The sequence below is a fragment of the Photorhabdus sp. RM323S genome (assembly GCF_042879375.1).
GTDB lineage: Bacteria > Pseudomonadota > Gammaproteobacteria > Enterobacterales > Enterobacteriaceae > Photorhabdus > Photorhabdus tasmaniensis.
The window spans coordinates 1-17,359 of the sequence record NZ_JBHFKZ010000001.1 but is presented as its reverse complement, the minus strand read 5'-3'; the positions used below and the strand labels follow the sequence as shown (position 1 = coordinate 17,359).

The window sequence follows — 17,359 nt, the reverse complement described above, 5'->3', positions numbered from 1 at the left end:
AAATCATGACATTATCATTACACGATTTGGTTGAATATGCCCGCAATCATGCTCCTTTCTTTAGGGATCTTTATGGTGATCTACCCTGCTCTGGCTGGACGTTGACTGATCTACCATTAATCGATCCTGCTGACTATTGGCAGCAGTCGCAACCACTGGAAAACTGGCCGGTATTGACTGGTCCGATCAACGGAGGTCATGTTTTCAAAACCGGTGGCTCTACCAGTGAGGGTAGGTTGTCGGTGTTCAGTTGCAATGAATGGCGTGCTTTTGTGCGTGCATTTGGTCAAGGGCTGGCACAGCAACTACAGCCTGATGATCGCGTTGCCAATCTGTTTTTTGCCGGTGATCTGTATACCAGCTTATTATTTATTCACGGTGCTTTGTCCTATTCACCGGTGCCGGTGGTGGAGTTTCCGTTTACCTGTTCAGTTGATGATCGGGCGTTGGCTGACGCGATTGCCAGCCTGAGGATTAACGTTCTCGCCGGGGTGCCGGCGCAACTGTTACGTTTTGCCAGTACCTTGCAGCAGATCGGCCAGATCATGCCGGGTATTGAGCGCCTGTTGTACGGTGGTGAAAGCCTGTTTCCAGAGCAGTTGACACTATTGGGTCATGTATTCCCCAATGCACGCATTGGCTCAATTGGTTGTGCTAGTGTTGATGCCGGTCTCATTGGTGCCGCTTCTCCCGATTGTGATCACGGTGAGCATCGGGTTTTTGATACGGATACGATTGTTGAAATCATTGATGAGTCCAGTGGTCAGCCGATTACCGCGTCTGGACAAAACGGCATGTTGGTTGTTACCAACCTGCAACGGCGTTTGATGCCGGTTATCCGTTACCCTACTGGCGATCTGGCTTGTTGGTGTGAAGAATCTGGGCGGCCACGTCGCAAGTTCGCTTTGCAGGGGCGGGCGGGCAGTGCTCACCGGGTGCGGATTGGCACGTTATCCCTTTTTCCTGACCATATTGCTCATTTACTGCGCCAGCAAGCGGGCATACTGGCTTGGCAGCTATTACTGAGCCGTCAGGATGGTATCGATAAGATAAAACTTTTGTTAGCTGGCGATCCATTACTGGTGCCATCCACAACATCAGTGCGTCAAGCATTGTTAGTGGCTCAACCCGCTATAGCAAAGTTATGTGATCAGGGATTACTGCATGTGGACGTCACTTACTGCGCTTTGGAAGATATGGTCACTCACCCACGCTCCGGTAAATTGATGCGGGTGGTTGATCATCGTGGTTATCGTGCTGAAGAGAAGGCAGCATGAACATGAATCCAGGAATGCCATTAATTCGATTATTCCGGGAAGAGGACTCTACCGGTGTTAGTGCGTTATTTCGGGCTGTTTACGGTGAAGATTATGTCTACCCGGAAGTCTATTTACCTACCATGCTTGGCCGCTATAACGCGGCAAAACACTGGTATTCTGCTGTTGCGGTACAGGATGGCACAGTGTTGGGGCATGCGGCACTGTGGCGGGATGAACGTTGTTCATTAAGTGCTGAACTGGCGTTGATCGCAGTACATCCGCAGGCGCGTGGGCAGGGTATTGCTACCGCACTGGGTCGATATTTGTGTGATCAGGCTAAAAAAATAGGGTTAAGCATACTCACGATTAAACAGGTGTCGTCGCATAACTATAGTCAGCGTCTGGCCCAAAATCTGGGGTTTCACACCACGGGGTTGCTGCCGGACTATGTAACATCGCCGTTTGATCAGGCTCGGCCGGAAAGCATTGTTCTGGGTTGTTTGCCTTTACAAAGCTGGCCGTTTCCAGAGTTACATTGGCCTTCCGGTTGGCAAAGGTGGCTGACATCGGTGACTCAAGTGTTTGGTCAAGAGCCTCTGCAACCGGAGGAGTTGGCTGATGCGGATATCCGTATAACCAATCATGGATGTCGGTTGGAAGTGTGGATAGAAAAGCAGACAACCGATCGGGTAAAAGAGGTGGCAGAGCTACCGGCACACAAACTGGTCTATGTGAAACTGCCGGTAGGGGAAGGGACTCTCCAGGCTATGGAAATTTTGCAGCAAGCGGGATTTGCCTGTACGGGGTTTGTGCCCGGTCATCATCACCGTTGGGAAGCTTTACTGGTTCGGGGGCATAGCAAAAAAGAACTGACCTTAAGCTGCCAGTTTGCCCACAATCTACATCAGCAAAGTATGTTTGCCTGTGTAGGAGGGTAACTCTCCTGCAATGATTTGATTAGTTTAGCCATGCTCGTCAGAGCTTGAATAACGTTGCAGATTAGTGACAAAGTGTTGGTCTTTGGGTCAGCACTTTGAATGGATAGTGGTTAACCGTCTGACCATGATTTAAAAAAATCTACTGTGTACTTCTGCCAATTCGTCATTGCTTCTTAAATTCTCATTTTGATAATGAATTGTATCCAAATTGTTATAAATCATGAGGAATTACAATCATCAATCAATCTTATTTCTCTCATTTTCGGAATATTCCTATATATTTTTAAGTGAAACTCATTGCACTATTGATCACTTGTTAATCCATAAGTGGCAAGAACATGATGATGATTTCTGTTCAATTCACACTAATCAACACCGTTGATGATACTGGTACATATAGTGGTGATATGCCTGCTCCATTCCTTCACCAAATGGATAAAGTTACTGTCAGAGCATTTATGGGAGAACCTGATTCCAGTAGTGGCCCGGAGCGAGTTCCAGTAATTGGTTTAATAGGCGGATTTGATGCCTATACTCGTAAACTAAATGATCAGTACCCAAATACAGAAATTCGCTTCCTTTATCAATCTGATCTTCGTGTAGATGCACTGTTATTTGAACAGCCGGTAAATAATGATTGATGTTTTTGCAATCATAAATAGTTTAGGACAGAAAACCGATATGTTGGTTGAAGAACAACTTATCCCAGATAATAGATCATGAGTATGAATAATGACAGTCAACATAGATGCACTAATAAATAGCTTAGGGAAGTCTTATCAGGAGATTTTTGATAAAGGACTAATTCCTTATAAAACGAAGCCTAAAGGAGATCCAGGTTGTTATTATATATCATTGAATATGATCAAAGAAGGCGTGTATTTGGCATTTAGAAGAGATAGTAAAGCATTATTTAATGTAACTATTACTTTGATTGATAGAAATAAGCCATCATATCAATTTCCCAATCAATTACCATTGTCATTAGTTCCTATGATGTCTCGTCAATGGATTCATGAAAATTTTGGTGAGCCTGAGAAATTTCATCCTCCTGAAATAATTATGAAGCAACAATTTGGTTGGACAGAGTTATATACTCTACTAGATTTTCGGATACCTACCAGTATGCAGGTTGACTATGACTTGTTTGAGCGTGTTGAGTCTGTAATATTCTTGCCCGCCTCAGAAGTGCGTTAGTAGTTAATAGAAAGGAGGTGGTTTTTTCTTAAAATATTTTTCATTCGCGGTTTGAAAAGCCAAACCGCAGATGAATTCGCTCAACCAAATGTCGGGGTTATACAAATAATGACAATCAATGTTGAAGCGTTAATAAATGGCCTGGGAAAATCTTATCAGGAAATTTCTGATGAAGGATTAATCCCTTATAAAACGAAACCAAGAAATTTTTCTGGTGATAAAACAATATCGTTAGATATGGTAAAAGAGGGGGGCTAGTGTTTTATAGTGAGGTGATGAATTTAAAGTAAATTACATTACCCCTATTAAAGCTTTTATATCAAGGATGGATTTAACTCAATAAATGCAACTTTTCAAAAGGAGAGTGAATTGTATTTAATCGAAAATCATTAACCATTAATAGAGAGGTGAAAAATACTGCTAAGGATGTCGCTGCTATTATTATTCCGGCTGAGGTGCATCAAAAGCTCAGTACAACTTATGGAGGCCGAAATTCTCCGACTCAAATAGATCAGATTTGAAAGCAGTTTAATGCTATAAAACCAGCTTTGAAGGAGTATGGTGCAACAGAAAAACAGCTTGAAGATGCCAGAGCCAAAATGCACAAGCTTAACCAAGAACGGGGGTTATACAAATGACAGTCAACGTAGAGGCATTAATAAATAGTTTGGGGAAGTCCTATCAAGAAATTTTTGATGAAGGGTTGATTCCTTATAAGAGCAAACCAAGTGGTTTTTCCGGTGATATGGTTATATGTTTGGATATGGCTAAAGAAGGCGTTTTCCTGTCTTTTTATAGGGAAGAAAAGCATTTGAAAGAAATTACACTGATCCTGCTCGATGAGAAGAAAGGTTTGTATAAGTTTCCTAATGAATTGCCTTCACCATTAATTCCATTGATGTTCCGGCAATGGGTTCATGAGCAGTTTGCTAAGCCTAAAAAGGCTCTTCCACCGCGAAAATTTCTAAAGAAGGATGTTGGTTGGACTGAGCTATACACACTATTGGATTTTCGTATTCCAGTTAGCATGAAGTTTGATTACGATTTGTTGGAGCATGTGAAATCAATTGCCTTTTTACCTACGTCGGAAGTGCGTTGGTAGTTGAATAATAGATGGAAGGTTATTTTTTAACAGTTTTTTTGTTCCACGGTACAGAATATTAAAGAAGTAACATTTTTACTCGCATTAGAGTCAATAAAGAAACTCTTATTTAGAGCCTTAGCTGTTCAGATATCAAGTATATTTTTGACTAACTCACCTTTAATTGCCCCTTCGATAGACTATATCGCTAAAAAATAATTAAGATACGTCAACAATCTTTATTGCATTGATATTAAAGACTATTTTTGCACCGTTGTCACTATCATTCACCAATATTCCGACACACTGGGTATTACCTTATTCAAAGTGTGATATTGCGAACTATTATTGATTATTTGTTAAATTAATCATAAACATCAGTAAATATTTATTTTGTAAATTATATAAAGATAAAGTTATTTTATTGTTTGTGTTTTATTTTTTAATGTAATCAAGTTTTGTGATTTATTATATTTTTCCTCACACATTGTCGCTGTATATGACGTCTTTGGAAGGCCAGACGACCTGATGTCCTAATGTGCATGTTTGATCTGGTACCTCTCTTGAACGTAGCGATAGTGATCATCTTTTTGCACGAAAAAACCTGTTTCTCATGATAAATCTCAATTCAGGAGTTCGTATGAATCAACTCGCCAGCCCCCTGATTTCCCGTACCGAAGAGATCCATAACCTACCCGGTGAATTGACCGAACTTGGTTATGCTTCAGTGTTTGATGTGGTACGTATACCGCGTGAGCGTTTTATTCGTGAGCATCGTGCTGATCTTGGGCGCAATGCTGAGAAAATGTATGACCTGGCGGTAGGCTATGCTCATCAGGTACTGCACCATTTTCGCCGCAATTCTCTTAGCCAGGCTGTTCAGGTTAGCTTGAGAAGTCCGTTCTCTGTAGCGGGTCCAGATTATGCCAATCAGTTTCTGGATGCAGATACCGGTTGGAAAGATAAAGCGCCAAGTGGTTCACCGGAAGCGAACGATGCGCCAGTGGCCTATCTGACTCATATCTATCAATTGGTCCTTGAACAGGAAAAGAATGGTACCGGTGCCATTATGAATACGTTGGCGGAGCGTCGCCCAGATCTGGGAACTTTGTTAATTAATGATAAGGCAATCAATGAGGTAATACCGCAATTGCAACTGGTCAATGAAATCTTGTCCAAGGCCATCCAGAAAAAACTGAGTCTGACTGATCTGGAAGCGGTAAATACTAAACTCTCCACTACCCGTTACCCGAATAATTTGCCGTATCATTACGGTCATCAGCAAATTCAGACCGCTCAGTCGGTATTGAGCACGACTTTGCAAGATATTACTTTGCCTCAGACCCTGGATCTGCCGCAAAACTTCTGGGAAACGGCAAAAGAAAAATTGAGCGACGCGACCGCCGGCGCGTTGACCCGATTGCAAATAATGGCGAGTCAGCTTTCGCCGGAACAGCAGAAAATTATTACTGAAACCGTTGGTCAGGATTTCTATCAGTTTAATTATGGTGATAGTTCGCTTACTGCGGACAGTTTCAGCGATATGACCATACTGACCAGCCGAACTAATCTGACTGTACCCCAGGTGGAGCTGATGTTGTGCTCAACCGTCGGGGGTTCTACGGTTATTAAGTCTGATAATGTCACCACTGGTGACACTACAGCGACTCCATTGGTATACGGTGCCCGTTTTATTCATGCCGGCAAGCCGGAGGCTATTACTCTTAGTCGTAGTGGAAAAGAGGCTCATTTTGCTCTGACGGTTAATAATCTGGCAGATGATAAGTTAAACCGCATCAATCGTATGGTTCGTCTGCAAAAATGGTTGAATCTGCCCTATGAGGATGTTGACCTGTTGGTGACTTCAGCTATGGATGCTGAGGGAGAGACGAATACTGCCTTGCTGATGAACGACAATACCTTGCGTATGTTAGGTGTGTTCAAACATTATCAGGCGCAGTACGGTGTCACCGCTAAGCAGTTTGCCGGCTGGTTGCGCGTGGTGACGCCGTTTGCTATTACGCCAGCAATGCCGTTCTTAGATCAGGTGTTTAATGCCATTGGCACTTTTGATACGTCATTGTTGGTAGATAATCAGGATTTTGTTTATACATCAACCACGGGTGGTGATGGGGCGCGTGTCAAACATATCAGCACTGCGTTGGGACTCAATCATCGTCAGTTCTTGTTGCTGGCTGATAATATTGCTCGTCAACAGGGAAATATCACGTTAAGTACCCTGAACTGTAATCTGTTGGTTGTGTCGGCGTTTTACCGCCTGGCTAATCTGGCGCGTACATTGGGGATAGATCCGGAGGCCTTCTGTGCTTTGGCTGACCGATTGGATGCAGGCACAGGAATCGTTTGGCAGCAACTGGCAGGCAAACCGGCGATCACAGGACCGAAAAAAGATTCTCCTTTGGCGGCGGATATTTTGAGTTTGCTGCAAGCATCAAGCGCTATCGTTCAATGGCAACAGCAGCACAATTTATCGGTTGAAACCCTGATTTTATTGTTGAGTGATAATTCCACTTTCCCCACGCAAGGCACTGACGACCAGTTGAACTTTATCCGTCAGGTGTGGCAGAACCTGGGCAGTACGTTTGTGGATGCAACATTGTTATCCCGCAGTGGCGCGCCATTAGTCGATATCAGTGGTCACTCCATTGACTGGTTTACTCTGCTCTCAGCAGGTAATAGCCCGCTTATCGATAAGGTGGGGCTGGTGACCGATGCCGGCATAGACGGTGTCATAGCAACGGTGGTCAATACACAAAATCTGTCTGATGCAGATAAGAAGCTGGCAGTTACTACTCTGACTAATACGCTGAATCAGGCGCAGCAAACTCAGCAAGGTGTCGCGGTCAGTCTGTTGGCGCAGACGCTGAACGTGAGTCAGTCACTGCCTGCATTGTTGTTGCGCTGGAGTGGACAAACAACCTATCAGTGGCTCAGTGCGACTTGGGCATTGAAGGATACCGTCAAAATAGCCGCCGATATTCCGGCCAACTATCTGCATCAATTACGTGAAGTGGTGCGCCGATCCTTGTTGACCCAACAATTTACTCTGAGCCCCGTAATGGTACAGACCCTGCTGGATAATCCGGCCTATTTTGGAACTGCCGCAGAAACGGTGACAAATATCAGTTTGTGGACGCTTTATACCCTGAGTCGTTACGGCGATTTGCTGCTCCAGGTGGGTAAAGCCGGTGGTGGTACTGAAAATGATGTACTGGCCTATTTGCGTTCGGCCAATGCTGCCACGCCGTTGAGCCAATCTGATGCTGCACAAACGCTGGCAACGCTGTTGGGCTGGGAAGCTAACGAGCTGCAAGCCGCTTGGGCAGTATTAGGTGGGATAGCCAAAACTACGCTGCAACTGGATACGCTTTTGCGTCTGCAACAAGCACAGAGTCAAACCGGTTTGGGTGTTACACAGCAACAGCAAGGCTATGTCCTGAGCCGTGACAGTGAGTATGCCCTTTGGCAAAGCACCGGTCAGGCGCTGGTGGCTGGTGTATCTCATGTCAAGGGTAATGACTGAGTATGCAGAGTTCACTACCTGAGTGGATTTGATTTTTCCGGATGGCCCAATTGGGCTGTTTCTAAACCGCCATTTAAGTAAGGCAGATAATTATGTTATCGACAATGGAAAAACAACTGAATGAATCCCAGCGTGATGCGCTGGTGACCGGCTATATGAATTTTGTGGCACCAACCCTGAAAGGCGTCAGTGGTCAGCCAGTGACGGTGGAAGACTTGTACGAATATTTGCTGATTGACCCGGAAGTGGCTGATGAGGTTGAGACCAGCCGGGTAGCACAAGCGATTGCCAGTATACAGCAATACATGACCCGTCTGGTTAATGGCTCTGAGCCGGGGCGTCAGGCGATGGAACCCTCCACGGCTAACGAATGGCGTGACAATGATAATCAGTATGCTATCTGGGCCGCTGGTGCTGAGGTGCGAAATTACGCTGAAAACTACATTTCCCCCATCACCCGGCAGGAAAAAAGCCATTATTTTTCTGAGCTGGAGACGACTTTAAACCAGAACCAACTCGATCCAGACCGGGTTCAGGATGCAGCTTTGGCATATCTCAATGAGTTTGAGGCAGTGAGTAATCTGTATGTGCTCAGTGGTTATATTAATCAGGACAAGTTTGACCAAGCCATCTATTACTTTATTGGTCGCACTACCACTAAACCGTATCGCTACTACTGGCGTCAGATGGACTTGAGTAAAAACCGTCAGGACCCGGCGGGGAATCCGGTAACACCAAATTGTTGGAATGATTGGCAGGAAATCACGTTGCCGCTGGCGGGTGATTCGGTGTTAGAGCATACGGTTCGTCCGGTGTTTTATAACGACCGGCTGTATGTGGCTTGGGTTGAGCGTGATCCGGCGGTACAGAAAGATGCGAGTGGCAAAGATATCGATAAGACGCATGCCTATAGCATAAAGTTTGGCTATAAACGCTACGATGATACTTGGACGGCACCGAATACTACTACGCTGATGACGCGACAAAACGGAGATGGTGATCAGGATATATCGCGTACCAGTTTGCTGATTAATGAAAATGGAATCACGCTACGCGATGTGAATTTGCTGGCTACCACCGACTTTAGTATTGATCCGACGGAGGAAACGGACAGTAACCCGTACGGTCGTCTGATGTTAGGTGTATTCGTGCGCAATTTTACGGGAAACCCATATCAGAACCGCCCTACTGTGTACGGCTACTTGTATTGTGACTCAGCTTTCAATCGCCATATTCTCAAGCCGTTGAGTAAGAACTTTTTGTTCAGTACCTATCGTGATGAAACGGATGCTCAGAACTGTTTACAATTTGCGGTGTACGATAAAAAGTATGTGATTACTAAGATTGAACCGGGCAAGCCAACAGAAGATCCTGAAAAAACGGGCTGGGTAGGTAAAGTTGATGACTTGAAGCAGGGCACTACCGGAGCCTATGCATATATTGATCAAGATGGTCTGACACTCCATATTCAAACTACGACCAATGGGGGGTTTGTTAACCGCCATACGTTTGGGTATAACGATATTGTTTACGATTCTAAATCTGGTTATGGCTTTTCATGGTCAGGGGATGAAGGTTTTTATCTAGATTACCATGATGGAGATTATTACACTTTTCATAATGCAGCAATTAACTACTTTCCTTCCGGATATGGTGGAAGTTCTGTTCCTAATGGAACATGGGCGTTAGAGCAGCGGGTTAATGATGCATGGTCTATTACTCCCCTGCTTGCTGAGCGTCATACTGTTACTGTGAAGGGCAGTTATATCGCTTGGGAAGGGGATACACCTGCTAGTTATTATTTACCTATCCCAGACGGTACAAGGTTGCTAGATTGGTCTGATAAAATAAATTACGCTATTAGTCTTGATAAGCTTGAATCTGTATTTACGTCTCCAGATTGGCCAACACTAACCACTATCAAAAACTTCAAGAAAATCGCTGATAATCGCAAATTCTATCAGGAAATCAATGCTGAGACGGCAGATGGGAGCAATCTGTTCAAACGCTATAGTAGCCAAACTTTCGAACTTAGCAAAAATGCAACTTACTCGACTACGCATACTCTGTCTGAAGCGAATTTTTCCACCGATCCGAATAAAAACTACCTACAGGTTTGTTTGAACGTAGTTTGGGATCATTATGACCGCCCATCCGGGAAAAAAGGGGCTTATTCTTGGGTGAGTAAGTGGTTCAATGTCTATGTTGCGTTGCAGGATAGTAAGGCACCGGATGCTATTCCTCGTTTGGTTTCCCGTTACGATAGCAAGCGTGGTCTGGTGCAATATCTGGATTTCTGGACCTCATCATTACCCGCGAAAACCCGTCTTAACACCACCTTTGTACGCACCTTGATTGAGAAAGCTAATTTAGGACTGGATAGTTTGCTGGATTATACCTTGCAGGCGGATCCTTCTCTGGAGGCCGATCTAGTCACCAATGGCAAAAGTGAACCAATGGATTTTAACGGTTCAAACGGTCTCTATTTCTGGGAGCTGTTTTTCCACTTGCCGTTCCTGATCTCTTCACGTTTTGCCAGCGAACAGCAGTTCTCACAGGCACAGAAGTGGCTGCATTATATCTTTGATCCAGCCATGAAAAACAAACCGCAACATGCTCCGGCTTACTGGAATGTGCGTCCGCTGGTTGAAGGACACAGCGATCTGTCACGTCATTTGGGCGATCCTATCGATCCCGATACTCAAGCCTATGCCAATCCGGTGATATATCAGAAAGCGGTGTTTATCGCCTATGTCAGCAACCTGATTGCTCAGGGAGATATGTGGTACCGCCAGTTGTCTCGTGATGGTCTGACTCAGGCCCGTGTCTATTACAATCTGGCCGCTGAATTGCTGGGGCCTCGTCCAGATGTGTCGTTGAGCAGCATCTGGATACCGCAAGCCCTTGGTACCTTGGCCGCCGGGCAAAAAACGGCTTTACGTGACTTCGAACATCAGCTGGGTAACAGTAATACTGCTTTACCCGCATTGTCGGGCCGCAATGTCAGCCACTTGAAACTGGCAGATAATGGTTACTTTATTGAACCGCTTAATGTTCTGATGTTGTCCCATTGGGATACGTTGGATGCACGGTTATATAATTTGCGTCATAACCTGACCGTTGATGGCAAACCACTTTCCCTGCCGTTGTATGCTGCGCCTGCTGATCCGGTAGCGCTGTTGGCCCAGCGAGCTCAATCCGGCACTTTGACGAATGGTGTCAGCGGTGCAATGTTAACGGTGCCACCGTACCGTTTTAGCGCTTTGTTGCCACGTGCTTACAGCGCCGTGGGTACGCTGACCGGTTTTGGTCAGAACCTGCTCAGTCTGCTGGAGCGCAGTGAACGTGCTGGTCAGGAAGAGTTGGCGCAACAGCAATTGTTGGATATGTCCAGCTATGCCATCACGTTGCAACAACAGACGTTGGATGGACTGGCTGCGGATCGTCTGGCGTTGCAAGCCAGTCAGGCAACAGCGCAACAACGTTATGACCATTATTACACCTTGTATCAAAACAACATCTCCAGTGCGGAACAACTGGTGATGGACACCCAAACTTCAGCACAAGCCCTGATTTCTGCTTCCACAGGTGTACAAACCGCCAGTGGAGCGTTAAAAGTGATTCCGAATATCTTCGGTCTGGCCGATGGCGGTTCACGTTATGAAGGGGTGACTGAGGCGATTGCTATCGGGTTGATGGCTTCCGGCCAGGCCACCAGCGTGGTGGCGGATCGTCTGGCGACCACTGAGAACTACCGCCGTCGTCGTGAAGAGTGGCAAATCCAGTATCAGCAAGCGCAGTCTGAAGTGGAGGCATTGACCAAACAACTGGATGCACTGGCGGTGCGCGAGAAAGCGGCTCAGACTTCTCTGCAACAGGCGAAGGCGCAGCAGGTACAAATCCGGACCATGCTGACTTACCTGACCACCCGTTTTACCCAGGCGACTCTGTACCAGTGGTTGAGTGGTCAACTGGCAGCGCTGTACTATCAGGCGTATGACACAGTGGTTTCTCTGTGTTTGTCTGCCCAGGCTTGTTGGCAGTATGAACTGGGGGATTACGCTACCACTTTTATCCAGACTGGTACCTGGAATGACCACTACCGTGGGTTGCAAGTGGGTGAGGCATTACAACTTAATCTGCACCAGATGGAAACGGCTTATTTGGGCCGTCATGAGCGTCGTCTTAATGTGATCCGTACTGTGTCGCTCAGGACTCTATTGGGTGATGATGGTTTCAACAAGTTAAAAACCGAAGGCAAAGTCGATTTTCCATTAAGTGAAAAGCTGTTCGACAACGACTATCCGGGACATTATTTGCGCCAGATTAAAACGGTATCGGTGACATTGCCGACCCTGATCGGGCCGTATCAAAATGTGAAGGCGACACTTACCCAGACCAGTAGCAGTACGTTGCTTACGGCAGATATTCGTGGTGTTAAATACCTCAATAATTCGGCAGATCAAGAGGGCAATGCGACTCATATTGTTACCAACCTGCGTGCCAGCCAGCAAGTGGCACTCTCTTCTGGCTTGAATGATGCCGGTAGTTTTGAGCTGCGTCTGGAAGATGAGCGTTATCTGTCGTTTGAGGGGACCGGAGCGGTTTCCAAATGGACACTCAGCTTCCCGCGCGCTGTGGATGAGCATATTGATGGCAACACACTGAAGGCGGATGATATGCAGGCATCACTGTTGGCCAATATGGACGATGTACTGGTGCAGGTGCACTACACGGCCTGCGACGGTGGGGCTAGCTTTGCGGGGCAGGTCAAGAAAACACTTGTTTAAATCAACTTTTAACTAATACCTCCCACTCTGGCATGCCAGGGTGGGAGAACGTCTGTCATACCTGAAATCAATCTTGCGATCTTTCTCCATTTCATCATTGGAAGGGAAGCTTTGACACAAAATAAAAGGAATATGATTATGAGTACGTCTGATATTACTCTTTATACCCAAACTCCAACAGTCAGCGTGTTGGATAATCGCGGCTTGTCCGTTCGTGATATCGGTTTTCACCGTACTGTGGTAAGTGGTGATACTGACACCCGTATCACTCGTCACCAATATGATAACCGCGGACACCTGAACCACAGTATTGACCCACGTTTATATGATGCAAAACAGACCAATGACGCGGTGAAACCTAATTTTATCTGGCAACATGATCTGGCTGGTAATGCCCTGAGGACAGAGAGTGTTGATGCTGGTCGTATCATCTCATTAAATGATGTTGAAGGCCGTCTGGTCATGACCGTTAATGCGACAGGTGTTCATCAGACTCGTTTCTATGAAGGCAACACTTTGCCCGGTCGTCTGTTGTCTGTTAGCGAACGGGTTTCCGATGAAGAGACTCCCGATGTAACAGAGCGCTTTATCTGGGCTGAGAATACAACCGCGGAAAAAGACTATAACCTTTCCGGTCAATGTATACGCCACTACGACACGGCGGGAGTTACCCGGTTGGAGAGCCAGTCACTGGCAGGCACCATTTTATCCCAATCTCACCAATTGCTGGCCGAAGAGCAGAAAGCGAACTGGATGGGTGACGATGAAACCGTCTGGCAGAGTATGCTGGCAAGTGAGGTCTATACGACGCAAAGTACAACCAATGCCATTGGCACTTTACTCACCCAAACCGATGCTAAAGGAAATATTCAACGTCTGGCTTATGACATTGCCGGTCAGTTAAAAGGTAGCTGGTTGACTGTGAAAGGCCAGAATGAGCAGATTATTGTTAAATCCTTAACTTGGTCAGCCGCAGGTCATAAGTTGCGTGAAGAGCACGGTAATGGTGTGATTACGCAGTACAGTTATGAACCAGAAACTCAACGTCTGATAGGTATCACCACCCGACGTGCAGATAACAGAGAATCAACAGCCAAAGTGTTGCAGGATTTGCGTTATGAGTATGATCCGGTGGGGAATGTCATCAGTATCCATAATGATGCGGAAGCCACTCGCTTTTGGCGTAATCAGACAGTGGTGCCGGAGAATCGTTATGTTTATGATTCCCTGTATCAGCTTATTAGTGCGACAGGGCGTGAAATGGCGAATATCGGCCAGCAAAGCAGCAAACTTCCCTCACCAGCCATGCCTGTCCCTGCCGACGACAGCACCTATACCAATTACCTTCGTACCTATACTTATGATCGTGGTGGTAATTTGGTTCAAATCCGGCACAGTTCACCTGCAACGCAAAATAATTACACCACAGACATGACAGTTTCAAGCCGCAGTAACCGGGCGGTATTGAGTACATTAACGACAGATCCAACCCAGGTGGATGTGCTATTTGATTCCGGTGGTCATCAGAAAACGTTAATGCTAGGGCAAAACCTGAATTGGAATATCCGAGGGGAATTGCAACAGGTAACGCCAGTGAGCCGTGAAGATGCCAGTGATCGGGAATGGTATCGTTATGGCAGTGATGGAATGCGATTGCTAAAAGTGAGTGAACAGCAGACCGGTAACAGTACCCAAGTACAACGGGTGACTTATCTGCCGGGATTAGAACTACGCACAACCCAGGTTGCAGATAAAACAACCAAAAGTTTACAGATGATTACGGTGGGTGAAGCGGGTCGCGCACAGGTAAGGGTATTGCACTGGGAAAATGGTAAGCCAGAAGATATCAACAACAATCAGGTGCGCTACAGCTACGACAATCTTCTTGGCTCCAGCCAGCTTGAACTGGATAGCGAGGGGCAGATTCTCAGTCAGGAAGAGTATTATCCGTATGGCAGCACGGCGGTGTGGGCGGCGAAAAACCAGACAGAAGCCAGTTACAAATTTATTCGTTACTCCGGTAAAGAGCGGGATGCCACTGGGCTGTATTATTACGGCTACCGGTATTACCAGCCGTGGGTGGGGCGGTGGTTGAATGCGGATCCGGCGGGAACCGTGGATGGGTTGAATCTGTATCGGATGGTAAGGAATAACCCAATCACATTGATTGACCACGACGGATTAGCGCCTTCTCCGAACCGAAATCGGAATACATTTTGGTTTGCTTCATTTCTGTTTCGTAAACCGGATGAGGGGATGTCTGCTTCAATGAGACGGGGACAAAAAATTGGCAGAGCCATTGCCGGAGGGATTGCGATTGGCGGTCTTGCCGCCACCATTGCAGGTACCGCTGGAGCGGCTATTCCCGTCATTCTGGGTGTTGCTGCCATAGGGGCAGGGATCGGTGCGTTGATGGGGTATAACGTGGGAAGTCTCCTGGAAAAGGGGGGAGCATTACTTGCCCGTCTTGTACAGGGAAAATCGACGTTAGTGCAGTCGGCGGCTGGCGCTGCCGCCGGAGCGGGTTCAGCTGCGGCTTATGGTGCGAGAGCACAAGGGGTTGGTGTTGCATCAGCAGCCGGTGCGGCCACCGGAGCCATAGGATCATTAATCAATAATGCTGACCGTGGAATAGGTGGAGCTATTGGGGCCGGGAGTGCGGTAGGCACTATTGATACCATATTGGGTACTTCCTCTACCCTTACACATGAAATATCGGCAGCGGCGGGAGGTGCGGCTGGTGGGATGATCACGGGTACACAAGGGAGTACCAGAGCAGGAATTCATGCAGGTATTGGAACGTATTACGGCTCCTGGGTTGGTTTTGGTTTAGATGTTGCCAGTAATCCTGCCGGACATTTAGCTAACTATGCGGTGGGTTATGCCGCTGGTCTGGGGGCTGAAATGGCTATTAACCGAATAACCGGTGGTGGATTTTTGGGGAGGATCTTAGGGCGGGTTATTAGCCCATATGTAGCAGGTTTAGCCAGACAATTAGTGCATTTCAGTGTAGCCAGACCTGTTTTTGAGCCTATATTTAGCCTTATCGGCGGGCTTGTGGGAGGTATTGGAACCGGCCTGCACAGAACAATGGGAAGAGACAGTTGGATTTCCAGAGGGCTAAGTGCTATCGGCAGTGGTATAGATAATGTTGCCGGCATGATTGGTAATCAGATCAGAGGCAGGGTGCTGACCACAACCGGGATCGCCAATGCGATAGATTATGGAACCAGTGCTGTGGGAGCAGCACGACGAGCTATCTCTTTGTAGCAAACATCGCTGGATATCTTCGCCCAATATATGGGCGGAGATATCAGGGCAGGGAGCAGTTACTTTAATTAACCCCAACTCTGCTTAAGAACAGAGATTTCAGAAACACGTAGATTCAAACTCGGTCTTATCGCTTGGAATGTAAATGTGCCACTTCTATGTGTTTCGTGCATTGACTCAAGCATTTTTATGCCGATAACGTATCAACAGTAAGTTTGTTGGATATTTGTTCAAGCTCACTGGCTCAGTTCGGTGATTTTCATCACCGTTTCACGGTCGATACCCATACTTCGGTGACTGTTCTGACAGTCACCGTAAGATCCTTGTTTAACACGCATCGTTGAATGCTGATTAAGAGTTCTCAGCACGAGTTAGTGGCGTATTTGCTCAAGCTCGTTCTGGCTCAACCCGGTAGTTTTCATTATCGTTTCACGGTCGATACCCATGTCGATCATCGTACACGCGATTTTCAGGATCCCCTGTTTTTCGCCTTTATGCAATCCTTCTTGGAGTCCTTCCTGACGCCCTTCAATAAACCCTTTCTGGTGCCCCTTCTGCTCCAGTTTGTGTGCTATTGTCATCAGTACCTCCTCATACTTCGGGGACTGTTCTGCCAGTCGCCGGATAAAACCCTCTGGATCGGCGGTATCTCCCGCCTGTAATAAGTAGTTTAGCACGCTTTTTAGCTGTTCATCCGTATAGTAATCATACGTCAGCAGTATAACCAACTCTTGCAGCAGCTCCGCCATATCACGCTGTCGGATATGCTTTTGCACCATTTCCAGTAGCGCGACCCGTTTATGCGTCAGGATCTCATCATCCGAGATTACCGTCACATCGACCAGCGGGAATGGACCGGAATAGATTTCCTTCGCCAGAGCCGGATCATCGAAGCAGTCGAGCCAATGGGTACTCCAGGGATACGGCTGTATTTTCCCGTGATAGAACAACACCGGAATGACCAGCGGCAATTTTTCATGTCCCTGCTCCAGATGCCGTTGCATGGCTGAAATACTGTAACGCATAAGCCGATATGCTATCATCTTGTCCGGAGTGCTCTGGTGTTCGATCACGCAATACACGTAACCGTCACCTCTTGCCGTTTTCAATGAATACAAAATGTCGGAATAATGCGCCCGCAGATTGTCGTCAATAAACGATCCGGATTCCAACCGCAGTGTATCCAGATCACAAACGGCCCGTAATGTCGCGGGCAAATGTATCTCCAGAAAGTCTCTGGCCGTATCAATATGACCTAAAAACTGGTCGGGTAGCAGGGC

General features: G+C 46.6%; 9 protein-coding genes and 1 pseudogene. 9 read left to right on the top strand and 1 reads right to left on the bottom strand.

The annotated features are described in order from the left end of the window. Positions 1-5: 5 nt before the first annotated feature. From ACGF7G_RS00050 to tccC, 9 genes and pseudogenes are all read left to right on the top strand, one after another. Positions 6-1,277, top strand: a complete 1,272-nt coding sequence (locus ACGF7G_RS00050; RefSeq protein ID WP_387462740.1) for a phenylacetate--CoA ligase family protein — start codon at positions 6-8, stop codon at positions 1,275-1,277. Continuing rightward, positions 1,274-2,197: a GNAT family N-acetyltransferase gene (locus ACGF7G_RS00045; RefSeq protein WP_387462738.1), complete on the top strand. Its 924-nt coding sequence runs from the start codon at positions 1,274-1,276 to the stop codon at positions 2,195-2,197. Before ACGF7G_RS00050 ends, ACGF7G_RS00045 begins: the two co-directional genes overlap by 4 nt. Positions 2,198-2,535: 338 nt before the next feature. Beyond that, positions 2,536-2,838 (top strand): hypothetical protein, encoded by a 303-nt coding sequence (locus ACGF7G_RS00040; RefSeq protein WP_387462737.1) that lies wholly within the window; start codon positions 2,536-2,538, stop codon positions 2,836-2,838. 91 nt (positions 2,839-2,929) lie between these two features. Next, a complete protein-coding gene (locus ACGF7G_RS00035; RefSeq protein ID WP_387462735.1) occupies positions 2,930-3,394 on the top strand; it encodes a DUF6392 family protein in 465 nt (154 codons plus the stop codon). Positions 3,395-3,502: 108 nt separating this feature from the next. Beyond that, positions 3,503-3,646: pseudogene (locus ACGF7G_RS00030) on the top strand (DUF6392 family protein); the annotation flags it as partial. Positions 3,647-4,028: 382 nt separating this feature from the next. Continuing rightward, the gene (locus ACGF7G_RS00025; protein ID WP_387462733.1) at positions 4,029-4,496 is read left to right on the top strand and encodes a DUF6392 family protein; all 468 of its coding nucleotides are present in this window, start codon (positions 4,029-4,031) and stop codon (positions 4,494-4,496) included. Positions 4,497-5,115: 619 nt separating this feature from the next. Beyond that, positions 5,116-8,019: an insecticidal toxin complex protein TccA gene (tccA, locus tag ACGF7G_RS00020; RefSeq protein ID WP_387462732.1), complete on the top strand. Its 2,904-nt coding sequence runs from the start codon at positions 5,116-5,118 to the stop codon at positions 8,017-8,019. Between the two features lie 92 nt (positions 8,020-8,111). Further along, on the top strand, positions 8,112-12,809 hold the full coding sequence (gene tccB / locus ACGF7G_RS00015; protein WP_387462730.1) for an insecticidal toxin complex protein TccB: 4,698 nt from the start codon (positions 8,112-8,114) through the stop codon (positions 12,807-12,809). Between the two features lie 138 nt (positions 12,810-12,947). Continuing rightward, positions 12,948-16,079 carry an insecticidal toxin complex protein TccC gene (tccC, locus tag ACGF7G_RS00010; protein ID WP_387462728.1) on the top strand — a complete coding sequence of 1,044 codons (3,132 nt, stop codon included), beginning with the start codon at positions 12,948-12,950 and terminating at the stop codon, positions 16,077-16,079. Between the two features lie 371 nt (positions 16,080-16,450). Here the strand turns inward: tccC and ACGF7G_RS00005 are convergent, their stop codons facing one another. Continuing rightward, entirely contained in the window at positions 16,451-17,356 is a 906-nt protein-coding gene (locus ACGF7G_RS00005) for an Rpn family recombination-promoting nuclease/putative transposase (RefSeq protein ID WP_387462948.1), read from the bottom strand. Positions 17,357-17,359: the final 3 nt, after the last annotated feature.